At 55.8% G+C, this 22,607-nt stretch carries 21 protein-coding genes and 4 tRNA genes; all 25 read left to right on the top strand.

What is annotated here, in order from left to right; all coding sequences use genetic code 11:
- Positions 1–107 precede the first annotated feature (107 nt).
- The 25 genes from birA (at position 108) to rpsS (ending at position 22,597) form a co-directional block, all read left to right on the top strand.
- Positions 108–1,067: a bifunctional biotin--[acetyl-CoA-carboxylase] ligase/biotin operon repressor BirA gene (birA, locus tag PG5_RS24840; protein WP_020799833.1), complete on the top strand. Its 960-nt coding sequence runs from the start codon at positions 108–110 to the stop codon at positions 1,065–1,067.
- The gene (locus PG5_RS24835; RefSeq protein ID WP_020799832.1) at positions 1,057–1,806 is read left to right on the top strand and encodes a pantothenate kinase; all 750 of its coding nucleotides are present in this window, start codon (positions 1,057–1,059) and stop codon (positions 1,804–1,806) included. The genes birA and PG5_RS24835 overlap by 11 nt, the downstream gene beginning before the upstream one ends.
- Before the next feature lie 7 nt (positions 1,807–1,813).
- Positions 1,814–2,254, top strand: a complete 441-nt coding sequence (locus PG5_RS24830; RefSeq protein WP_020799831.1) for a hypothetical protein — start codon at positions 1,814–1,816, stop codon at positions 2,252–2,254.
- Positions 2,255–2,397: 143 nt separating this feature from the next.
- Positions 2,398–2,482, top strand: a tRNA-Tyr gene (locus PG5_RS24825).
- A 24-nt stretch (positions 2,483–2,506) separates the two neighbouring features.
- Positions 2,507–2,580: transfer RNA gene (locus PG5_RS24820), tRNA-Gly, on the top strand.
- Between the two features lie 26 nt (positions 2,581–2,606).
- Positions 2,607–2,682: transfer RNA gene (locus tag PG5_RS24815), tRNA-Thr, on the top strand.
- 173 nt (positions 2,683–2,855) lie between these two features.
- Positions 2,856–2,931, top strand: a tRNA-Trp gene (locus PG5_RS24810).
- 45 nt (positions 2,932–2,976) lie between these two features.
- Positions 2,977–3,345, top strand: coding sequence for a preprotein translocase subunit SecE (gene secE, locus PG5_RS24805; protein WP_007896620.1), 369 nt, complete (start codon positions 2,977–2,979; stop codon positions 3,343–3,345).
- A 9-nt stretch (positions 3,346–3,354) separates the two neighbouring features.
- Entirely contained in the window at positions 3,355–3,888 is a 534-nt protein-coding gene (gene nusG, locus PG5_RS24800) for a transcription termination/antitermination protein NusG (RefSeq protein ID WP_007933727.1), read from the top strand.
- 117 nt (positions 3,889–4,005) lie between these two features.
- On the top strand, positions 4,006–4,437 hold the full coding sequence (rplK, locus tag PG5_RS24795; RefSeq protein ID WP_007933726.1) for a 50S ribosomal protein L11: 432 nt from the start codon (positions 4,006–4,008) through the stop codon (positions 4,435–4,437).
- A complete protein-coding gene (rplA, locus tag PG5_RS24790; RefSeq protein WP_003186095.1) occupies positions 4,437–5,132 on the top strand; it encodes a 50S ribosomal protein L1 in 696 nt (231 codons plus the stop codon). The genes rplK and rplA overlap by 1 nt, the downstream gene beginning before the upstream one ends.
- A gap of 198 nt (positions 5,133–5,330) precedes the next feature.
- Positions 5,331–5,831, top strand: coding sequence for a 50S ribosomal protein L10 (gene rplJ / locus PG5_RS24785; RefSeq protein ID WP_008065701.1), 501 nt, complete (start codon positions 5,331–5,333; stop codon positions 5,829–5,831).
- 75 nt (positions 5,832–5,906) lie between these two features.
- Positions 5,907–6,272, top strand: coding sequence for a 50S ribosomal protein L7/L12 (gene rplL, locus PG5_RS24780; RefSeq protein ID WP_020799830.1), 366 nt, complete (start codon positions 5,907–5,909; stop codon positions 6,270–6,272).
- A gap of 220 nt (positions 6,273–6,492) precedes the next feature.
- On the top strand, positions 6,493–10,566 hold the full coding sequence (gene rpoB, locus PG5_RS24775) for a DNA-directed RNA polymerase subunit beta (RefSeq protein WP_008018199.1): 4,074 nt from the start codon (positions 6,493–6,495) through the stop codon (positions 10,564–10,566).
- A 64-nt stretch (positions 10,567–10,630) separates the two neighbouring features.
- The gene (gene rpoC, locus PG5_RS24770; RefSeq protein WP_008065703.1) at positions 10,631–14,830 is read left to right on the top strand and encodes a DNA-directed RNA polymerase subunit beta'; all 4,200 of its coding nucleotides are present in this window, start codon (positions 10,631–10,633) and stop codon (positions 14,828–14,830) included.
- A 215-nt stretch (positions 14,831–15,045) separates the two neighbouring features.
- Positions 15,046–15,417, top strand: coding sequence for a 30S ribosomal protein S12 (gene rpsL / locus PG5_RS24765; protein WP_003186084.1), 372 nt, complete (start codon positions 15,046–15,048; stop codon positions 15,415–15,417).
- A gap of 122 nt (positions 15,418–15,539) precedes the next feature.
- The gene (rpsG, locus tag PG5_RS24760; RefSeq protein ID WP_002555493.1) at positions 15,540–16,010 is read left to right on the top strand and encodes a 30S ribosomal protein S7; all 471 of its coding nucleotides are present in this window, start codon (positions 15,540–15,542) and stop codon (positions 16,008–16,010) included.
- Between the two features lie 30 nt (positions 16,011–16,040).
- Entirely contained in the window at positions 16,041–18,146 is a 2,106-nt protein-coding gene (fusA, locus tag PG5_RS24755; RefSeq protein ID WP_008065706.1) for an elongation factor G, read from the top strand.
- A 30-nt stretch (positions 18,147–18,176) separates the two neighbouring features.
- Positions 18,177–19,370: an elongation factor Tu gene (gene tuf / locus PG5_RS24750; protein WP_008065716.1), complete on the top strand. Its 1,194-nt coding sequence runs from the start codon at positions 18,177–18,179 to the stop codon at positions 19,368–19,370.
- A 157-nt stretch (positions 19,371–19,527) separates the two neighbouring features.
- The gene (gene rpsJ / locus PG5_RS24745; RefSeq protein WP_003186070.1) at positions 19,528–19,839 is read left to right on the top strand and encodes a 30S ribosomal protein S10; all 312 of its coding nucleotides are present in this window, start codon (positions 19,528–19,530) and stop codon (positions 19,837–19,839) included.
- Between the two features lie 80 nt (positions 19,840–19,919).
- Positions 19,920–20,555: a 50S ribosomal protein L3 gene (gene rplC, locus PG5_RS24740; RefSeq protein ID WP_003186059.1), complete on the top strand. Its 636-nt coding sequence runs from the start codon at positions 19,920–19,922 to the stop codon at positions 20,553–20,555.
- A gap of 12 nt (positions 20,556–20,567) precedes the next feature.
- The gene (gene rplD, locus PG5_RS24735; RefSeq protein WP_003228735.1) at positions 20,568–21,170 is read left to right on the top strand and encodes a 50S ribosomal protein L4; all 603 of its coding nucleotides are present in this window, start codon (positions 20,568–20,570) and stop codon (positions 21,168–21,170) included.
- Positions 21,167–21,466, top strand: a complete 300-nt coding sequence (gene rplW / locus PG5_RS24730) for a 50S ribosomal protein L23 (RefSeq protein WP_002555488.1) — start codon at positions 21,167–21,169, stop codon at positions 21,464–21,466. The genes rplD and rplW overlap by 4 nt, the downstream gene beginning before the upstream one ends.
- Before the next feature lie 14 nt (positions 21,467–21,480).
- Entirely contained in the window at positions 21,481–22,305 is an 825-nt protein-coding gene (gene rplB, locus PG5_RS24725; protein WP_003186055.1) for a 50S ribosomal protein L2, read from the top strand.
- A 16-nt stretch (positions 22,306–22,321) separates the two neighbouring features.
- Complete coding sequence (gene rpsS, locus PG5_RS24720; RefSeq protein WP_002555486.1) at positions 22,322–22,597, top strand: 30S ribosomal protein S19; 276 nt, start codon at positions 22,322–22,324, stop codon at positions 22,595–22,597.
- Positions 22,598–22,607 lie beyond the last annotated feature (10 nt).

Here is a 22,607-nt window from a genome sequence, read left to right as displayed (position 1 = left end):
GGTAGGGGTTTTGTTTTTGTCCGCTGGAAAAATCTGTCTGTTCGGGTTTCTATGCAACGGCTCGGGGCGTGGCTATCATGCGGGCCTCATTGTGAGGCGAGACTTGCATGCTGACGTTGTTAAAGCTTCTTAAGGATGGCCGATTCCATTCGGGTCAGGCATTGGGCGCTGCCTTGGGCATCAGTCGCAGTGCTGTGTGGAAGCAGCTTCAGCATCTTGAGGCTGAGCTGGGGTTGTCCATTCACAAGGTTCGGGGGCGCGGCTATCAATTGGCTGCACCGTTGACGTTGCTTGATCCTGCGGAGATAGGGCGACTGTCGCCCACGTCTAATTGGCCGGTCCTGGTCTTCGACTCTATTGACTCCACCAATGCCGAAGCCCTGCGCGCCATCGAGCGGCACCAGGCTGCGCCTTTTCTGGTGCTTGCCGAGCGGCAAACTGCCGGGCGCGGGCGGCGAGGGCGCAAGTGGGTCAGTCCATTCGCTGAGAATGTCTATTACAGCCTGGTGTTGCGGGTTGAGGGCGGTATGCGCCAGCTGGAGGGCTTGAGCCTTGTAGTGGGGCTCGCCGTCATGCAGGCCTTGCGTGAGCTTGGGATTCCCGGGGTTGGGTTGAAATGGCCCAATGATGTCCTGGTAGGGCAGAAGAAAATTGCCGGAATACTGCTTGAGCTGGTCGGGGATCCTGCCGACGTCTGTCACGTGGTGCTGGGTGTCGGAATTAATGTAAACATGCAAATGACCGATGAAGTCGATCAACAATGGACGTCCATGCGCCTGGAGTCGGGCAAGGCGTTTGATCGCAATCGCCTGGTCGCGGCGCTGGGTGAAATGCTCCACAGATACCTGGCTCGCCACCAGGCCGATGGATTTTCGGCGATCCAGGCTGAGTGGGAGCAGCATCACCTATGGCAGGGGCGTGCGGTGTCGTTGATCGCGGGTGCAAACCAAATAGATGGCGAAGTGCTGGGTATCGATAGTCAGGGTGCGCTGCGCTTGAAGGTGGGTGGTGTGGAGAAAGTCTTCAGTGGCGGTGAGCTGAGCCTGAGGTTGCGTCATGATTCTTGAGCTCGACTGCGGAAATAGTTTCATCAAGTGGCGTGTGCTCAAGGCGGACGCCCGTCAGGTGGTAGGGGAGGGGGTAGTCGATTCCGACCTGGCATTGCTCGAGGGCGTGAAGGGGATTGAAGGCCTTGCGTTGAGGTTCTGTCGGCTGGTGAGTGTCAGGACTGCCGAAGAAACCGGCGAATTGATCGCCCGGCTGAAGGCTGCCTTCGAAATTTCGGTGGTCTGTGCCGCTCCAGCCGAGGAAATGGCCGGTGTTCGTAATGGCTATGAAGAATTTGAGCGGCTCGGTCTTGATCGTTGGTTGGCGCTGCTCGGAGGGTTTCATCTGGCTTCTGGCGCGTGCCTGGTGCTTGATTTCGGTACTGCGGTGACCGCGGACTTCGTTGCCGGGGATGGTGATCATCTCGGTGGGTTTATATGCCCTGGGATGCCGTTGATGCGAAACCAGCTGCGCACCCATACCCGCAAGATTCGTTACGGAGATCTTGCGGCTGAGCGCGCTTTGGAGCGTCTTGTTCCGGGACGCACGACGGTCGAAGCGGTTGAGCGCGGGTGCCTGTTGATGCTTCGCGGATTTGTGCTGACGCAACTGGAGATGGCGCGGAATTATTGGGGGGAGAACTTTACGGTGTTCCTCACCGGTGGTGATGCGTCGTTGGTGTCCGAGATAGTGCCTGAGGCCCGGGTGGTTCCCGATCTGGTGTTCGTCGGCTTGGCGATGGCATGCCCTTTGTCTTGAGGTCTTTATGCGTTGGTTGTTTCTGCTGCTGCTCGTTCTCAATGTGTTTTATTACATCTGGCATCAACAGGAGGCGCCTCTGCGTGCCAAGGACGTAACGCCTTTGAGTCTGTATCGCGGTTCCCAGCAGGACATTCGTCTCTTGAGCGAGGCGACGGATACGGCCAGGGATAAAGGGAAGGTGGCACAGGCAGAGGCTGAATGCCTTTATCTGGGTGGATTTGTAAGTCAGGACGTCGAGAAGGCGCTTGAGCGTAGGTTGACGGGCATGGGCGTGAAATATCAATCGCTACCTGCGAGTCCGACTGAACCCCCTGTGTACTGGGTTCGAGTGGCCCCTGAAAGCAAGCGTTGGCTGGATGACTTGCAGCTGATAAACCTTTCTAGAGAATTCAATGAGTTAAAACATAAAATAATGCCTTGTGGGGGGGTTGCACCCACCGAATAGTTTGCATAGAATGGCGCCCGCTCCACAGCGAAGACCTAAAGCGGTCAACGAAGTGAAGCGAGGTCAACGCAGATAAGCTCAGGATTTTAATGAGAAAAATGCTTGACAGAAGGCTGGCATGATGTAGAATGCCGGCTCGCTTAGGAGGGGTTCCCGAGCGGCCAAAGGGATCAGACTGTAAATCTGACGTCTACGACTTCGAAGGTTCGAATCCTTCCCCCTCCACCATTTTTAGCGAGAGCTGCAAGCCTCGCGGGTATAGTTTAGTGGTAGAACCTCAGCCTTCCAAGCTGATGATGCGGGTTCGATTCCCGCTACCCGCTCCAAGTTTGCAGGTTTTGCACAGTGTTACGCTCTTGTAGCTCAGTTGGTAGAGCACACCCTTGGTAAGGGTGAGGTCAGCGGTTCAAATCCGCTCAAGAGCTCCATACAAAAGGCAGATATGCAAATATCTGCCTTTGTTTTAGGCGGCTAAGGCTGCGCCCCGTTGTGGCTCTGAGGGTTCTTGCTCTTGTGGGTGAGGGTGTTTCGGTCGGGTCGACTAGCAAGTGGTTGTAAAGTCTTTTTCAGGTCTGCATAATGGTCGGCCTGATTTTGTTTTAGGTCAGTAGCTCAATTGGCAGAGCGACGGTCTCCAAAACCGTAGGTTGGGGGTTCGATTCCCTCCTGACCTGCCAGATTCACTCGGTGTGTCTGGCTTTCTTTTCACAGGATCTTCATAGATGACTCCTAAAGCTGAAGCTCAAGGCTCTCGTTTCGACCTCCTCAAGTGGCTTGTAGTAGTCGCTTTGGTGGTTGTTGGCGTTGTTGGCAATCAGTATTACTCTGCTTCGCCGATCCTGTACCGCGTACTCGCTTTGCTTGTTATTGCTGCCGTAGCTGCCTTTGTAGGCCTGCAGACAGTCAAGGGCAAGTCTTTCTTTGTACTGGTTAAGGAAGCGCGCACCGAGATTCGTAAAGTCGTATGGCCGACTCGCCAAGAAACCACGCAGACCACGTTGATCGTTGTGGCTGTTGTTCTGGTTATGGCGTTGCTGTTGTGGGGGCTCGATTCCCTGCTCGGCTGGCTTGTTTCCTTGATTGTCGGCTAAGGGTGTCCCGTGGCTAAGCGTTGGTACGTTGTGCATGCTTACTCCGGTTACGAGAAGCATGTAATGCGCTCGCTGATCGAGCGCGTAAAGCTGGCTGGCATGGAAGATGGCTTCGGCGAAATTCTGGTTCCCACTGAAGAAGTGGTCGAAATGCGTAATGGCCAGAAGCGCAAGAGCGAGCGTAAGTTCTTCCCTGGTTATGTGCTGGTCCAGATGGATATGAATGAGGGTACTTGGCACTTGGTCAAGGACACTCCTCGCGTGATGGGCTTTATCGGCGGTACCGCTGATAAGCCGGCACCGATTACTGATAAAGAGGCAGAAGCGATTCTGCGTCGCGTTGCTGATGGTAGCGATAAGCCGAAGCCGAAGACGTTGTTCGAGCCAGGTGAGTCGGTGCGCGTCAACGACGGTCCGTTTGCCGATTTCACCGGCACGGTCGAAGAGGTCAACTACGAAAAGAGCCGGATCCAGGTCGCGGTGCTCATTTTCGGACGCTCTACTCCGGTAGAGTTGGAGTTCAGTCAGGTCGAAAAGGTCTAACTGAACAAGCATCCCAACCCCGCAGCCTTAGGCTGTGGGGTTTTGTCGTCACTGGGATAAACGCGCAAGTAACCGGGGAGCCTTTCGAGGCGTTTGAACCCGTAATTGGAGTGCCTCATGGCCAAGAAGATTACCGCTTACATCAAGCTGCAAGTGAAGGCCGCTCAGGCTAACCCAAGCCCACCTGTTGGTCCTGCTCTGGGTCAGCACGGCGTGAACATCATGGAATTCTGCAAGGCTTTCAACGCCCGTACTCAGGGTCTTGAGCCAGGTCTGCCGACTCCAGTGATCATCACTGTCTACAGCGACCGTAGCTTCACGTTCGAAACCAAATCCACCCCTGCTTCGGTTCTGCTGAAGAAGGCGGCAGGTCTGACCAGCGGTTCCGCTCGTCCGAACACCGTTAAGGTTGGCACTGTAACCCGTGCTCAGCTGGAAGAAATCGCGAAAACCAAAAACGCGGATCTGACTGCAGCTGATATGGAAGCAGCCGTGCGTACTATCGCCGGTTCTGCTCGTAGCATGGGCCTTAACGTGGAGGGTGTGTAATGGCTAAGCTGACCAAGCGTCAAAAGGCTATCGCCGGCAAAATCGAAGCAGGCAAGGCCTACAACTTTGTAGACGCCGCTGCTCTGCTGGCTGAGCTGTCGACTGTCAAGTTCAGCGAGTCGTTCGACGTAGCTGTAAACCTGGGTGTTGACCCGCGTAAATCCGACCAGGTCGTTCGTAGCGCTACTGTGCTGCCACACGGCACTGGCAAGACCGTTCGCGTTGCTGTGTTCACCCAGGGTCCAGCTGCTGAAGCCGCTCTGGCTGCCGGCGCTGACCGTGTAGGCATGGACGACCTGGCTGCCGAAATGAAAGGCGGCGACCTGAACTATGACGTAGTGATCGCATCCCCGGATGCCATGCGCGTTGTAGGTCAACTGGGTCAGATCCTCGGTCCACGTGGCCTGATGCCTAACCCTAAAGTCGGCACCGTAACGCCAGACGTAGCTACCGCGGTTAAAAACGCCAAGGCTGGTCAGGTTCGTTATCGCACCGACAAAAACGGCATCATCCACACTTCCGTTGGCAAGATCGGCTTCGACGCCGTCAAGCTGAAGGAAAACGTTGAAGCCCTGATCGCTGACCTGAAGCGTATCAAGCCAGCTTCCTCGAAAGGTATCTACGTCAAGCGCGTTACCCTGAGCACCACTATGGGCCCAGGTCTGGTCATCGACCAAAGCTCGCTCGACGCGTAAGACAAAAATTGGCGCAAGCGATTGCGCCAATTGAAAAATTGGGGTCCCTGCCTGGCGGGGGCTATCCAAGACCGTAGGCGACGCAAGTCTTAAACCACAAGCCTACGCAGATGGTGCTCCCGGTTCCTTACCGAATCAGACACCAAAACGACATTCGGTTTCGATCGAATGAAACGGTAACAAGCAGGAGTTAAACCCGTGGCAATTAAACTCGAAGACAAGAAGGCCATCGTCGCTGAAGTCAACGAGGCTGCCAAAGTCGCTCTGTCCGCTGTCGTGGCTGATGCCCGTGGCGTAACAGTAGGCGCAATGACCGGACTCCGTAAAGAGGCTCGCGAAGCTGGCGTTTACGTACGTGTTGTACGTAACACCCTGCTCAAGCGCGCCGTTGCTGACACTGAATTCAGTGTTCTCAACGACGTGTTCAGCGGCCCTACCCTTATCGCGTTCTCCAAGGAACATCCAGGCGCTGCTGCCCGGATTTTCAAAGAGTTCGCCAAGGGTCAGAACAAGTTCGAGATCAAGGCAGCTGCGTTCGAGGGCAAGTTCCTCGCAGCTAACCAAATCGACGTACTGGCAACTCTGCCGACCCGTGACGAAGCAATTTCTCAGCTGATGAGCGTGATTCAAGGCGCTACCAGCAAATTGGCTCGTACCCTGGCGGCAATTCGCGACCAGAAAGAAGCTGCTGCAGCCTAAGGCTCGTCAACTTCTCGCGTTTTTTGTTTTTTTCGATGGTCGCGTAGGCCGTCCCCAATATCAGGAATTAGATTCATGTCTATCTCTCAGAACGATATCCTTGAAGCAGTTGGCAACATGTCCGTAATGGAAGTTGTTGAGCTGATCAAAGCTTTCGAAGAAAAATTCGGCGTTACTGCTGCTGCTGCATCGGCTGGCCCAGCTGTTGCTGCTGCCGTTGCTGAAGAGCAAACCGAATTCAACGTCATGCTGACCGAAGCTGGCGAGAAGAAAGTTAACGTGATCAAGGCAGTACGTGAACTGACCGGTCTGGGCTTGAAAGAAGCCAAGGCTGTAGTTGACGGCGCTCCTGCCATGGTTCTGGAAGCTGTTGCCAAAGACGCAGCTGACAAAGCCAAAGCAACTCTGGAAGAAGCAGGCGCTAAAGTCGAGCTGAAGTAAGCTCCGACCTTGCGTCTCCAGCCCGAGCGTTAAGCGACAGGCTGATGGCTGGTGGCTCTTGCCACCGGCCTTTTTCCGTTATTGGCAGCCGACTGGGTCGGTGCCGATAACGAGCTGTAACCACCCGATGCGGTGGCGCAAACCATGGGGTTTGCACGATTTTCTGGTCGCTCCCGTCGGGAGGGGCCAAACAAGCAGGTGACCAAGCTGGGGAACGCTGATGGCTTACTCATATACTGAGAAAAAACGTATCCGCAAGGACTTTAGCAAGTTGCCGGACGTCATGGATGTGCCTTACCTCCTGGCCATCCAGCTGGATTCGTATCGTGAATTCTTGCAAGCGGGAGCGACTAAAGATCAGTTCCGCGACGTGGGCCTGCATGCGGCCTTCAAATCCGTTTTCCCGATCATCAGCTACTCCGGCAATGCTGCGCTGGAGTACGTCGGTTATCGCTTGGGCGAACCGGCATTTGATGTCAAAGAATGCGTATTGCGCGGTGTAACTTACGCCGTACCTTTGCGGGTAAAAGTGCGCCTGATCATTTTCGACAAAGAATCGTCGAACAAAGCGATCAAGGACATCAAAGAGCAAGAAGTCTACATGGGTGAAATCCCCCTGATGACTGAGAACGGTACCTTCGTAATCAACGGTACCGAGCGTGTAATCGTTTCCCAGCTGCACCGTTCCCCTGGCGTGTTCTTCGACCACGACCGTGGCAAGACGCACAGCTCCGGTAAACTGCTGTACTCCGCGCGCATCATTCCTTACCGCGGTTCGTGGCTGGACTTCGAGTTCGACCCGAAAGACTGCGTATTCGTGCGTATCGACCGTCGTCGCAAGCTGCCGGCATCGGTACTGCTGCGCGCGCTCGGCTATACCACTGAAGAAGTGCTGGACGCGTTCTACACCACCAACGTATTCCACGTTAAGGGCGAGACCCTGAGCCTGGAGCTGGTGCCTCAGCGCCTGCGCGGTGAAATCGCTGTCCTCGATATCCAGGACGACAAAGGCAAGGTTATTGTCGAGCAGGGTCGTCGCATCACCGCTCGCCACATCAACCAGCTGGAAAAAGCCGGGATCAAAGAGCTGGATGTGCCGCTGGACTACGTCCTGGGTCGCACAACCGCCAAGGTCATCGTGCACCCGGCAACCGGCGAAATCCTGGCAGAGTGCAACACTGAGCTGAACACCGAGATCCTGGCGAAAATCGCCAAGGCCGGCGTTGTTCGCATCGAAACTCTGTACACCAACGATATCGACTGCGGTCCGTTCGTCTCCGACACACTGAAGATCGACTCCACCAGCAACCAACTGGAAGCGCTGGTCGAGATCTATCGCATGATGCGTCCTGGCGAGCCGCCAACCAAAGACGCTGCCGAGACCCTGTTCAACAACCTGTTCTTCAGCCCTGAGCGCTACGACCTGTCTGCGGTCGGCCGGATGAAGTTCAACCGTCGTATCGGTCGTACCGAGATCGAAGGTTCGGGCGTGCTGTGCAAGGAAGACATCGTCGCGGTACTGAAGACCCTGGTCGACATCCGTAACGGTAAAGGCATCGTCGATGACATCGACCACCTGGGTAACCGTCGTGTTCGCTGCGTTGGCGAAATGGCCGAGAACCAGTTCCGCGTTGGCCTGGTACGTGTTGAGCGTGCGGTCAAAGAGCGTCTGTCGATGGCTGAAAGCGAAGGCCTGATGCCGCAAGACCTGATCAACGCCAAGCCAGTGGCTGCGGCGGTGAAAGAGTTCTTCGGTTCCAGCCAGTTGTCCCAGTTCATGGACCAGAACAACCCGCTGTCCGAGATCACCCACAAGCGTCGTGTCTCTGCACTCGGCCCTGGTGGTCTGACTCGTGAGCGTGCCGGCTTTGAAGTTCGTGACGTACACCCGACGCACTACGGTCGTGTTTGCCCGATCGAAACGCCGGAAGGTCCGAACATCGGTCTGATCAACTCCCTGGCTGCCTATGCGCGCACCAACCAGTATGGCTTCCTCGAGAGCCCGTACCGCGTGGTGAAAGACGCCCTGGTCACCGACGAGATCGTGTTCCTGTCCGCCATCGAAGAAGCTGATCACGTGATCGCCCAGGCTTCGGCCACGATGAACGACAAGAAAGTCCTGATCGACGAGCTGGTAGCTGTTCGTCACTTGAACGAATTCACCGTCAAGGCGCCGGAAGACGTCACCTTGATGGACGTATCGCCGAAGCAGGTAGTTTCGGTTGCAGCGTCGCTGATTCCGTTCCTCGAGCACGACGACGCCAACCGTGCGTTGATGGGTTCGAACATGCAGCGTCAAGCTGTACCAACCCTGCGTGCTGACAAGCCGCTGGTAGGTACCGGCATGGAGCGTAACGTAGCCCGTGACTCCGGCGTTTGCGTCGTGGCTCGTCGTGGCGGCGTGATCGACTCCGTCGACGCCAGCCGTATCGTGGTTCGCGTTGCCGATGACGAAGTAGAAACCGGTGAAGCCGGTGTCGACATCTACAACCTGACCAAGTACACCCGCTCCAACCAGAACACCTGCATCAACCAGCGTCCGCTGGTGCGTAAAGGTGATCGGGTTCAGCGTAGCGACATCATGGCCGACGGTCCGTCCACCGACATGGGTGAACTGGCACTGGGTCAGAACATGCGCATCGCCTTCATGGCATGGAACGGCTTCAACTTCGAAGACTCCATCTGCCTGTCGGAACGCGTTGTTCAAGAAGACCGTTTCACCACGATCCACATCCAGGAACTGACCTGTGTGGCCCGTGACACCAAGCTTGGCCCAGAGGAAATCACTGCGGACATCCCGAACGTGGGTGAAGCTGCACTGAACAAGCTGGACGAAGCCGGTATCGTTTACGTAGGTGCTGAAGTTGGCGCAGGCGACATCCTGGTGGGTAAGGTCACTCCGAAAGGCGAGACCCAACTGACTCCGGAAGAAAAACTGCTGCGTGCGATCTTCGGTGAAAAAGCCAGCGACGTTAAAGACACCTCCCTGCGCGTACCTACCGGTACCAAAGGTACTGTCATTGACGTACAGGTCTTCACCCGCGACGGCGTTGAGCGTGATGCGCGTGCCCTGTCGATCGAGAAGTCCCAGCTGGACGAGATCCGCAAGGACCTCAACGAAGAGTTCCGTATCGTCGAAGGTGCTACTTTCGAACGTCTGCGCTCCGCTCTGGTCGGCCACAAAGCCGAAGGCGGCGCCGGTCTGAAGAAAGGCCAGGACATCACCGACGAAGTGCTCGACGGTCTTGAGCACGGCCAGTGGTTCAAACTGCGCATGGCTGAAGATGCTCTGAACGAGCAGCTCGAAAAGGCTCAGGCCTACATCGTTGATCGTCGCCGTCTGCTGGACGACAAGTTCGAAGACAAGAAGCGCAAACTGCAGCAGGGCGATGACCTGGCTCCAGGCGTGCTGAAAATCGTCAAGGTTTACCTGGCAATCCGTCGTCGCATCCAGCCGGGCGACAAGATGGCCGGTCGTCACGGTAACAAGGGTGTGGTCTCCGTGATCATGCCGGTTGAAGACATGCCGCACGATGCCAATGGCACCCCGGTCGACGTTGTCCTCAACCCGTTGGGCGTACCTTCGCGTATGAACGTTGGTCAGATCCTTGAAACCCACCTGGGCCTCGCGGCCAAAGGTCTGGGCGAGAAGATCAACCGCATGGTTGAAGAGCAGCGCAAAGTTGCCGAGCTGCGTAAGTTCCTGCACGAGATCTACAACGAGATCGGCGGTCGTCAGGAAAGCCTCGATGACTTCTCGGACCAGGAAATCCTGGACCTGGCTCAAAACCTGCGTGGCGGCGTTCCAATGGCCACTCCAGTGTTCGACGGCGCCAAGGAAAGCGAAATCAAGGCCATGCTGAAACTGGCAGACCTGCCAGAAAGCGGCCAGATGCAGCTGACCGACGGCCGTACCGGCAACAAGTTCGAGCGCCCGGTTACCGTTGGCTACATGTACATGCTGAAGCTGAACCACTTGGTAGACGACAAGATGCACGCGCGTTCTACCGGTTCGTACAGCCTGGTTACCCAGCAGCCGCTGGGTGGTAAGGCGCAGTTCGGTGGTCAGCGTTTCGGGGAGATGGAGGTCTGGGCACTGGAAGCATACGGTGCCGCTTACACTCTGCAAGAAATGCTCACAGTGAAGTCGGACGATGTGAACGGCCGTACCAAGATGTACAAGAACATCGTGGATGGCGATCACCGTATGGAGCCGGGCATGCCCGAGTCCTTCAACGTGTTGATCAAGGAAATTCGTTCCCTCGGCATCGATATCGATCTGGAAACCGAATAACACGTGACGCGAATCGAGAGCGGGGCAACACTGCCCGCTCTCTGCTCCGCCAGGAGGAAAGGCCTTGAAAGACCTACTGAATTTGCTGAAAAACCAGGGTCAAGTCGAAGAGTTCGACGCCATCCGTATCGGATTGGCGTCGCCTGAGATGATCCGTTCGTGGTCGTTCGGCGAAGTTAAAAAGCCGGAAACCATTAACTACCGTACGTTCAAACCTGAGCGTGACGGCCTGTTCTGCGCCAAGATCTTTGGCCCGGTAAAGGATTACGAGTGCCTGTGCGGTAAGTACAAGCGCTTGAAGCACCGCGGTGTGATCTGCGAGAAGTGCGGCGTTGAAGTCGCGCTGGCTAAAGTTCGTCGTGAGCGCATGGCGCACATCGAACTGGCCTCGCCAGTTGCCCACATCTGGTTCCTGAAATCGCTGCCGTCGCGTATCGGCTTGCTGATGGACATGACCCTGCGTGATATCGAACGCGTTCTCTACTTCGAGAGCTATGTCGTTATCGATCCAGGCATGACCACCCTTGAAAAAGGCCAGCTGCTGAACGACGAGCAGTACTTCGAAGCGCTGGAAGAGTTCGGTGACGATTTCGATGCCCGCATGGGTGCCGAAGCTGTCCGTGAGCTGCTGCACGCTATCGACCTGGAGCACGAGATTGGCCGTCTGCGTGAAGAAATTCCGCAAACCAACTCCGAAACCAAGATCAAGAAGCTGTCCAAGCGTCTGAAGTTGATGGAAGCCTTCCAGGGCTCCGGCAACCTTCCAGAATGGATGGTGCTGACCGTTCTGCCGGTTCTGCCGCCAGATCTGCGTCCACTGGTCCCGCTGGATGGCGGTCGCTTCGCGACTTCCGACCTCAACGATCTGTATCGTCGAGTGATCAACCGTAACAACCGCTTGAAGCGCCTGCTGGATCTGTCCGCTCCGGACATCATCGTGCGCAACGAAAAGCGTATGTTGCAGGAAGCCGTCGACGCACTGCTCGACAACGGTCGTCGTGGCCGCGCTATCACCGGTTCCAACAAGCGTCCTCTGAAATCCCTGGCTGACATGATCAAGGGTAAGCAAGGTCGTTTCCGTCAGAACTTGCTCGGTAAGCGTGTTGACTACTCCGGCCGTTCGGTAATTACCGTAGGTCCGACCCTGCGTCTGCACCAGTGCGGTCTGCCGAAGAAGATGGCTCTCGAGCTGTTCAAGCCGTTCATTTTCGGCAAGCTGGAAATGCGTGGTCTCGCTACCACCATCAAAGCAGCCAAGAAGATGGTCGAGCGCGAATTGCCAGAGGTTTGGGACGTTCTCGCTGAAGTGATTCGCGAACACCCGGTTCTTCTCAACCGTGCACCGACCCTTCACCGTCTGGGTATCCAGGCGTTTGAACCGGTACTGATCGAAGGTAAGGCTATCCAGCTGCACCCTCTGGTCTGCGCCGCGTACAACGCCGACTTCGACGGCGACCAAATGGCCGTGCACGTACCGCTGACACTGGAAGCCCAGTTGGAAGCGCGTGCGTTGATGATGTCGACCAACAACATTCTGTCGCCAGCCAACGGTGAGCCAATCATCGTTCCGTCGCAGGACGTTGTATTGGGCCTGTACTACATGACCCGTGAAGCGATCAACGCCAAAGGCGAAGGTCGTGTGTTCGCGGATCTGCAGGAAGTTGACCGTGTGTTCCGTGCCGGCGAAGCCGCACTGCACGCCAAGGTCAAAGTGCGGATCAACGAAACCGTCAACGACCGTGATGGCGGCAGCGTGACCAACACCCGTATCGTCGACACCACTGTCGGCCGTGCGCTGTTGTTCCAGGTTGTGCCAAAAGGTCTGTCGTACGACGTCGTCAACCTGCCGATGAAGAAAAAGGCGATCTCCAAGCTGATCAACCAGTGCTACCGCGTGGTTGGTCTGAAAGAGACCGTGATCTTCGCTGACCAGTTGATGTACACCGGTTTTGCCTATTCGACCATTTCCGGCGTTTCCATCGGTGTTAACGACTTCGTTATCCCGGATGAAAAAGCCCGCATCATCGGTGCAGCCACCGACGAAGTGAAAGAGATCGAAAGTCAGTACGCCTCCGGCCTGGTAACCCAGGGCGAGAAGTACAACAAAGTGATCGACCTTTGGTCCAAGGCGAACGACGAAGTTTCCAAGGCGATGATGGCCAACCTCTCGAAAGAGAAAGTCATCGACCGTCATGGCGTCGAAGTCGACCAAGAGTCTTTCAACTCGATGTACATGATGGCCGACTCGGGTGCGCGGGGTTCCGCAGCACAGATTCGTCAGCTGGCCGGTATGCGTGGCCTGATGGCCAAGCCGGACGGTTCCATCATTGAAACGCCGATTACCGCGAACTTCCGTGAAGGTTTGAGCGTACTCCAGTACTTCATCTCCACTCACGGTGCTCGTAAAGGTCTGGCGGATACCGCGTTGAAAACGGCGAACTCGGGTTACCTGACTCGTCGTCTGGTAGACGTGGCGCAAGACCTGGTTGTAACCGAGATCGATTGCGGCACCGAGCACGGCCTGCTGATGACTCCGCACATTGAAGGCGGTGACGTTGTAGAGCCGCTGGGTGAGCGCGTATTGGGTCGTGTTATCGCCCGTGACGTATTCAAGCCAGGTACCGAGGACGTCATCGTTCCTGCCGGCACCCTGGTTGACGAAAAGTGGGTCGAGTTCATCGAGCTCAACAGCATCGACGAAGTGATCGTTCGTTCGCCGATCAGCTGCGAAACCCGTTTCGGTATCTGCGCCAAGTGCTACGGTCGCGACCTGGCTCGTGGTCACCAGGTGAACATCGGTGAAGCGGTCGGCGTTATCGCTGCCCAGTCCATCGGTGAGCCGGGTACCCAGCTGACGATGCGTACGTTCCACATCGGTGGTGCGGCAAGCCGTACCTCCGCAGCCGACAGCGTTCAGGTGAAGAACGGCGGTACCGTCCGTCTGCACAACCTGAAACACGTTGAGCGAGTGGACGGTCACCTGGTTGCCGTGTCCCGTTCCGGTGAGCTGGCTATCGCTGATGACTTCGGTCGTGAGCGCGAGCGTTACAAGCTGCCGTACGGTGCGGTAATTTCGGTCAAGGAAGGTGACAAGGTCGACGCTGGTGCCATCGTGGCCAAGTGGGATCCGCACACTCACCCGATCGTTACCGAAATGAAAGGTACCGTGACCTACGTGGGCATGGAAGAAGGCATCACGATCAAGCGTCAGACTGACGAATTGACCGGTATGACCAACATTGAAGTCCTCGACGCCAAAGACCGTCCAGCTGCCGGTAAAGATATCCGTCCTGCTGTGAAGATGGTTGATGACAACGGCAAGGATCTGTTGCTGCCAGGCACTGACGTTATCGCTCAGTACTTCCTGCCAGCCAACGCCCTGGTCGGTGTGGCGGACGGCGCGAAGATCGCGATCGGTGATGTTATCGCTCGTATCCCGCAAGAAACTTCGAAGACCCGTGACATCACCGGTGGTCTGCCGCGTGTTGCCGACTTGTTCGAAGCTCGTCGTCCGAAAGAGGCCTCGATTCTGGCTGAAGTCAGCGGCACCATCGCGTTCGGTAAAGAAACCAAGGGCAAGCGCCGTCTGGTTATTACCCCGAACGACGGTAGCGATCCGTACGAAGAGCTGATTCCGAAGTGGCGTCACCTGAACGTGTTCGAAGGCGAACAGGTAAACCGCGGCGAAGTTATCTCCGACGGCCCAAGCGATCCGCACGACATCCTGCGTCTGCTGGGTGTGAGTGCGCTGGCCAAGTACATCGTCAACGAGATCCAGGACGTTTACCGTCTGCAAGGCGTGAAGATCAACGACAAGCACATCGAGACCATCCTGCGTCAGATGCTGCGTAAAGTTGAGATCGCTGAATCCGGCGATTCCAGTTTCATCAAGGGCGACCAGATGGAATTGACTCATGTTCTGGTAGAGAACGAACGTTTGAGCGGCGAAGACAAATTTGTCTCCAAGTTCACTCGCGTTCTGCTGGGTATCACCAAGGCGTCGTTGTCCACCGAATCGTTCATCTCGGCGGCTTCCTTCCAGGAAACCACCCGTGTACTGACCGAGGCGGCGGTTACCGGCAAGCGCGACTACCTGCGCGGCCTGAAAGAAAACGTGGTCGTGGGTCGTCTGATCCCGGCGGGTACCGGCCTGGCCTATCACAGCGAGCGTAAGCGCCGCCGTGATGCAGACAAGCCGTTGCGCGTAAGCGCCAGTGAAGTGGAAGCTGCACTGACCGAAGCGCTGAACTCGAGCGGTAACTGAGTTCTGCGGTAAATGAGCAGGGGCCCTGGTCACTCCGTTCATCGAATCGAGACAATTTGTCGAGGTTTGACGGGCGGGGAGGTCGGGGCCTTGCCTTGACTGGGGACAAGATCCTCTTTAGACTCTTGTACCCCTAAATTTGGCGGGAATTCGTTCCTGCCATTTTGCTTTTCTTGCAAGACAATAGCGTCGCAAGACAACAGTGGAGCTAGTAGATGGCAACTATCAACCAGCTGGTACGTCAGCCGCGTAAGCGTATCGTCGAGAAATCCGACGTGCCTGCGCTGCAGAACTGCCCGCAACGCCGTGGCGTGTGCACCCGTGTGTACACCACCACGCCGAAAAAACCTAACTCGGCACTGCGTAAAGTATGCCGTGTGCGCCTGACCAACGGTTTCGAGGTTTCCTCGTACATCGGCGGTGAAGGCCACAACCTGCAAGAGCACAGCGTGGTACTGATCCGCGGCGGTCGTGTAAAAGACTTGCCAGGTGTTCGTTACCACACCGTTCGCGGTTCGTTGGATACTTCCGGCGTTAAAGGTCGTAACCAGGGTCGTTCGAAGTACGGTACCAAGCGTCCGAAGTAATGGTCGCTTGCTGCAAAAAACTGATTTCTATTTTTCTGAGTCGATAAGAGTAAGGTCGGAGGCGTCCCGTAGTAATGGGCACCGATTCCGAGCGAACCTGAAGACCGTTTGAGGGCTTATCCATGCCAAGAAGACGCGTAGCAGCCAAGCGCGAAGTGCTTGACGATCCAAAATACGGAAGCCAAATCCTGGCCAAGTTCATGAACCACGTGATGGAAAGCGGCAAGAAAGCCGTTGCCGAGCGTATCGTTTATGGCGCGCTGGAAAAGGTTAAAGAACGCAAGAACAGCGACCCCCTGGAAATCTTCGAGAAAGCTCTCGACGCCATCGCTCCGCTGGTCGAAGTAAAGTCGCGCCGTGTAGGCGGTGCTACTTACCAGGTTCCGGTTGAAGTTCGTCCGTCCCGTCGTAACGCTCTGGCAATGCGCTGGTTGGTAGACTTCGCCCGTAAGCGCGGCGAGAAGTCTATGGCTCTGCGTTTGGCTGGCGAACTGTTGGACGCTGCCGAAGGTAAAGGTGCTGCAGTTAAGAAGCGTGAAGACGTGCACCGTATGGCTGAAGCTAACAAAGCTTTCTCGCACTACCGCTTCTAATTTTAGCGTCACTAATTTTGCGAGGGCTTTATGGCTCGTACAACACCGATTAATCGCTACCGTAACATTGGTATCGTTGCTCACGTGGATGCTGGTAAAACCACCACCACCGAGCGCGTCCTTTTTTACACTGGCAAAAGTCACAAAATGGGCGAGGTGCATGACGGCGCCGCGACCACCGACTGGATGGTTCAGGAGCAGGAGCGTGGTATTACCATTACTTCTGCTGCTATTACCGCCTTCTGGCAGGGTTCTGCTAAGCAGCACAAAGACCAATACCGCTTCAACGTCATTGACACCCCGGGTCACGTAGACTTCACCATTGAAGTTGAGCGTTCCCTGCGTGTACTCGACGGCGCGGTCGTTGTGTTCTGCGGCACTTCCGGCGTTGAACCTCAGTCCGAAACCGTATGGCGTCAAGCCAACAAGTACGGTGTTCCACGTATCGTTTACGTGAACAAGATGGACCGTGCCGGCGCTAACTTCCTGCGCGTGATCGCTCAGATCAAGCAGCGTCTGGGTCACACCCCGGTGCCAATCCAGTTGGCTATCGGTTCCGAAGACAACTTCCAGGGTCAGATTGATCTGATGACCATGGAAGCGGTTTACTGGAACGATGCTGACAAGGGCATGACTCCACGTCGCGAAGCCATCCCTGCTGAACTGCAGGAACTGGCTGAAGAGTGGCGCAGCAACATGGTTGAGGCTGCGGCCGAAGCCAGTGAAGAGCTGATGAACAAGTACCTCGAGGGCGAAGAGCTCACCATCGAGGAAATCAAGGCTGCTCTGCGTCAGCGTACTATCGCTGGCGAAATCGTCCTGGCTGTTTGCGGTTCTTCCTTCAAGAACAAGGGTGTTCCCCTGGTTCTCGACGCCGTTATCGACTACCTGCCGGCTCCAACCGACATTCCTGCCATCAAGGGTACTGACCCGGATGACGAGGAAAAGCAGATGGAGCGTCATGCAGACGACAACGAGCCGTTCTCGGCTCTGGCGTTCAAGATCGCTACCGACCCATTCGTGGGTACCTTGACCTTCGTCCGCGTTTACTCGGGCGTGTTGGCCTCCGGCGACGGCGTGATCAACTCGGTTAAAGGCAAGAAAGAGCGCGTGGGTCGTATGGTGCAAATGCACGCAAACGCCCGTGAAGAGATCAAGGAAGTACGCGCTGGTGACATCGCGGCCCTGATCGGCATGAAGGACGTCACCACTGGTGAAACCTTGTGCAACGCTGACAAGCCAATCATCCTGGTTCGCATGGACTTCCCGGAGCCGGTTATTTCGGTTGCCGTAGAGCCTAAGACCAAGGATGACCAGGAAAAAATGGGTATCGCTCTGGGCAAACTTGCTCAGGAAGACCCGTCTTTCCGCGTCAAAACTGATGAAGAGACTGGTCAGACGATCATCTCTGGCATGGGCGAGTTGCACCTGGACATCCTGGTTGACCGGATGCGCCGTGAGTTCAACGTCGAAGCCAACATCGGTAAGCCTCAAGTTTCGTACCGTGAGCGCATCACGAAGAGCTGCGAAATCGAAGGCAAGTTCGTTCGTCAGTCCGGCGGTCGTGGCCAGTTCGGTCATTGCTGGATTCGTTTTGCACCTGCTGACGAAGGTCAGGAAGGTCTGCAATTCCTGAACGAAGTAGTGGGTGGTGTGGTTCCTAAGGAATACATCCCGGCTATCCAGAAGGGTATCGAAGAGCAGATGAAGAACGGTGTTGTTGCCGGCTATCCGCTGATCGGCCTGAAGGCTACCGTGTTTGATGGTTCTTACCACGACGTCGACTCGAACGAGATGGCGTTTAAGGTGGCTGCTTCCATGGCGACCAAGCAACTGGCCCAGAAGGGCGGTGGTGAGTTGCTCGAGCCGATCATGGCGGTAGAGGTTGTTACGCCTGAAGACTATATGGGTGACGTGATGGGCGACCTGAACCGTCGTCGCGGCATGATTCTGGGTATGGAAGATACGGTTTCCGGTAAGGTTATCCGTGCTGAAGTTCCGTTGGGCGAGATGTTCGGTTATGCGACCGACGTTCGTTCGATGTCCCAGGGTCGCGCAAGCTACTCTATGGAATTCAAAAAATACAATACGGCTCCGTCGCACATCGTCGAAACCGTTACCAAAAAACAAGGCTGATTCAGTCCTTTAGGCAAGGAGTTAATTGTCGTGGCTAAAGAAAAATTTGATCGTTCCCTACCGCACGTAAACGTTGGCACCATCGGCCACGTTGACCACGGTAAAACCACTCTGACCGCTGCTCTGACTCGCGTCTGCTCCGAAGTTTTCGGTTCGGCCGTAGTTGAATTCGACAAGATCGACAGCGCACCAGAAGAAAAAGCTCGCGGTATCACCATCAACACCGCGCACGTCGAGTACAACTCGAACATTCGTCACTACGCTCACGTTGACTGCCCAGGTCACGCTGACTACGTGAAGAACATGATCACCGGTGCTGCCCAGATGGACGGCGCGATCCTGGTTTGCTCGGCCGCCGATGGTCCGATGCCACAAACTCGTGAGCACATCCTGCTGTCCCGTCAGGTAGGCGTTCCGTACATCGTGGTCTTCCTGAACAAGGCTGACCTGGTAGACGACGCTGAGCTGCTGGAACTGGTTGAGATGGAAGTTCGCGACCTGCTGTCCACCTATGACTTCCCAGGCGACGACACTCCGATCATCATCGGTTCTGCTCGTATGGCGCTGGAAGGCAAAGACGACAACGAAATGGGCACCACTGCCGTTCGTAAGCTGGTCGAAACTCTGGACACCTACATCCCAGAGCCAGAGCGTGCTATCGACAAGCCGTTCCTGATGCCAATCGAAGACGTATTCTCGATCTCGGGTCGTGGTACTGTTGTGACTGGTCGTATCGAGCGCGGTATCGTTCGCGTTCAAGATGCACTGGAAATCGTTGGTCTGCGTGACACCACCACCACCACCTGCACCGGTGTTGAGATGTTCCGCAAGCTGCTCGACGAAGGTCGTGCTGGCGAGAACTGCGGCGTTCTGCTGCGTGGTACCAAGCGTGACGACGTTGAGCGTGGCCAGGTTCTGGTTAAGCCAGGTTCGGTTAAGCCGCACACCAAGTTCACCGCAGAAGTTTACGTTCTGAGCAAGGAAGAAGGCGGCCGTCACACTCCGTTCTTCAAAGGCTACCGTCCACAGTTCTACTTCCGTACTACTGACGTGACCGGTAACTGCGAGCTGCCAGAAGGCGTTGAAATGGTAATGCCAGGTGACAACATTCAGATGACTGTTACCCTGATCAAAACCATCGCAATGGAAGACGGTCTGCGCTTCGCTATCCGTGAAGGCGGCCGTACCGTTGGTGCTGGCGTTGTAGCTAAAATCATCGAGTAAGCATCTCTTTTGAGATAGCTTCGATGCTTTGAAAGGCCCCCGCTCAGCGGGGGCTTTTTTATTGGGTTGACACCTATATGGGGCGTCTATAGAATTGCGCCTCCTTTTAACGGGCGTATTGCGCTCGGTGGGAATAGCAGCCGGAGTCTGAAATCCAATGCAAAATCAGCAAATCCGTATCAGGTTGAAGGCTTTTGACCATCGCCTGATCGACCAATCCACCCAGGAAATCGTGGAAACCGCGAAACGTACTGGTGCTCAAGTGCGTGGTCCAATTCCACTGCCTACCCGTAAAGAGCGGTTCACCGTTCTGGTCTCCCCGCACGTCAACAAAGACGCGCGTGACCAGTACGAGATCCGTACTCATAAGCGCGTTCTGGACATCGTCCAGCCAACGGATAAAACCGTTGATGCACTTATGAAGCTTGATCTTGCGGCCGGTGTGGAAGTGCAGATCAGCCTCGGCTAAGACTCGGTCTTAGTCGTGTAACGCTCTGAAATGGGCGGCCATAGCGGGTGAAAGCCCCGTACACTCATGAGGTTTACAACATGACTATTGGTGTAGTCGGTCGTAAATGCGGTATGACCCGTATTTTCACCGAAGAAGGTGTCTCCATTCCGGTCACGGTCATTGAGATCGAGCCGAATCGCGTCACCCAGTTCAAAACTGAAGAGACCGATGGCTATCGTGCAGTGCAAGTCACTGTCGGCGAGCGTCGTGCTTCGCGTGTAACAGCAGCTCAGGCTGGCCACTTCGCTAAAGCGAACGTTGCCGCTGGTCGTACCGTAATGGAATTCCGCCTTGAAGAAGGCGAGTACCAGGCCGGCGATCTGATCAACGCTGAAATCTTCGCCGCTGGTCAACTGGTTGATGTAACCGGTCAGTCCAAGGGTAAAGGCTTCCAGGGTACGATCAAGCGTTGGAATTTCCGCGGGCAAGATAACACCCACGGTAACTCCGTATCCCACCGCGTTCCAGGCTCTATCGGCCAGTGCCAGACTCCTGGTCGTGTATTCAAGGGCAAAAAAATGTCCGGTCATATGGGCGCTGAGCGCGTGACCGTGCAGTCCCTCGAAGTAGTGCGCGTGGACGCTGAACGCAATCTGTTGTTGGTCAAGGGCGCTGTTCCTGGCGCTACTGGCGGCAACTTGGTTGTACGTCCAGCAGCCAAGGCTCGCGGTTAAGGGGAAGCTGACATGCAATTAAATGTAAATGACGCTCAAGCGATCGAAGTTTCCGAACTGACATTTGGCGGCGAATTCAACGAGACGCTGGTTCACCAAGCAGTCGTGGCCTACATGGCTGGCGGCCGTCAGGGTAGCAAGCAGCAGAAGACCCGTTCCGACGTTCGTGGTGGCGGTAAGCGCCCATGGCGTCAGAAAGGTACTGGCCGTGCTCGTGCCGGTACTATCCGTAGCCCAATCTGGCGTGGCGGCGGTACCACTTTCGCAGCTCGTCCTCAGGATCACTCGCAGAAGCTGAACAAGAAGATGTATCGCGCAGCAATGCGTTCCATCCTTGCTGAGCTGGTGCGTACTGATCGTCTGGTCGTGGTTCAGGATTTCGCCGTTGAAACGCCGAAAACCAAAGACCTGCTGGGCAAGCTGAACAACATGAGCCTGACCGACGTTCTGATCGTGTCGGACGCTGTTGATCAGAACCTGTACCTGGCTGCTCGTAACCTGCCACACGTAGATGTACGTGACGTGCAAGGTTCCGATCCAGTTAGTCTGATCGCATACGACAAGGTGTTGATCACCGTGTCGGCCGTGAAGAAATTCGAGGAGCTGCTGGGATGAACCAGGAACGCGTATTTAAAGTTCTGCTTGGCCCGCACGTTTCCGAGAAGGCTACGGTTCTGGCAGACAAGAAAGGCCAGTTCGTTTTCAAGGTTGCTACTGATGCAACCAAGCTGGAAATCAAGAAGGCCGTCGAAAGCCTGTTCAGCGTGAAAGTAGAGCGTGTTACTACCCTGAATGTTCTGGGTAAGAGCAAGCGCACTGCTCGCGGTCTGGGCAAGCGTAATGACTGGAAGAAGGCAGTTATCTCCCTTCAGCCAGGCCAAGATCTCGATTTCAGCAGCAGTGCTGAGTAAGGAAGGGGTGCATCATGGCAATCGTTAAATGCAAACCGACTTCCCCTGGCCGCCGTTTTGTGGTCAAGGTGGTCAACCAGGAGCTGCATAAAGGCGCTCCTCACGCACCGCTGCTCGAGAAGAAGTCGAAGTCTGGTGGTCGTAACAACAATGGCCGTATTACCACTCGTCACATCGGTGGTGGTCATAAGCAGCATTATCGTCTGGTCGATTTCCGTCGCAACGACAAAGATGGCATCGCTGCCACTGTCGAGCGTATCGAATACGATCCAAACCGTACTGCTCACATCGCTCTGCTGCTGTACGCAGATGGCGAGCGTCGCTACATCATCGCCCCTAAAGGCGTGAGCGCTGGCGACCAGCTGATCGCAGGTGCCCTGGCACCGATCAAGCCGGGCAACGCTCTGCAACTGCGTAACATTCCAGTTGGTAGCACCGTACACGGCATCGAATTGAAGCCAGGTAAAGGCGCTCAGATCGCTCGTTCCGCTGGTGCTTCGGCTCAGCTGATCGCTCGTGAAGGCGTGTACGTTACCCTGCGTCTGCGTTCCGGTGAAATGCGTAAAGTCCTGGCTGAATGCCGTGCGACCCTGGGCGAAGTCTCGAACTCCGAGCACAGCCTGCGTTCGCTGGGTAAAGCTGGTGCCAAACGCTGGCGTGGCGTTCGCCCAACCGTTCGTGGTGTTGCCATGAACCCGGTTGACCACCCACATGGTGGTGGTGAAGGTCGTACCTCTGGTGGTCGTCATCCGGTATCGCCATGGGGCTTCCCGACTAAGGGCGCGAAGACTCGTGGTAATAAGCGTACCGACAAAATGATCGTCCGTCGTCGCAAGTAAATAGAGGGATACGACAGTGCCACGTTCTCTGAAAAAAGGTCCTTTTATCGATCTTCACCTACTGAAGAAGATCGAAGTGGCGGCGGAAAAGAACGATCGCAAACCGGTGAAAACCTGGTCGCGTCGTTCGATGATCCTGCCACAAATGGTCGGTCTGACCATCGCAGTACACAACGGTCGTCAGCACGTCCCAGTTCTCGTGAACGAAGACATGGTCGGCCACAAACTGGGCGAGTTCGCCGGTACCCGCACTTATCGCGGGCACGTGGCAGACAAGAAAGCCAAGCGTTAAGGGGTTAGGA

The organism is Pseudomonas sp. G5(2012), from assembly GCF_000408945.1.
In the GTDB taxonomy this organism is placed as follows: Bacteria; Pseudomonadota; Gammaproteobacteria; order Pseudomonadales; family Pseudomonadaceae; genus Aquipseudomonas; species Aquipseudomonas umsongensis.
This window is presented reverse-complemented; position numbering and strand designations above follow the sequence as displayed.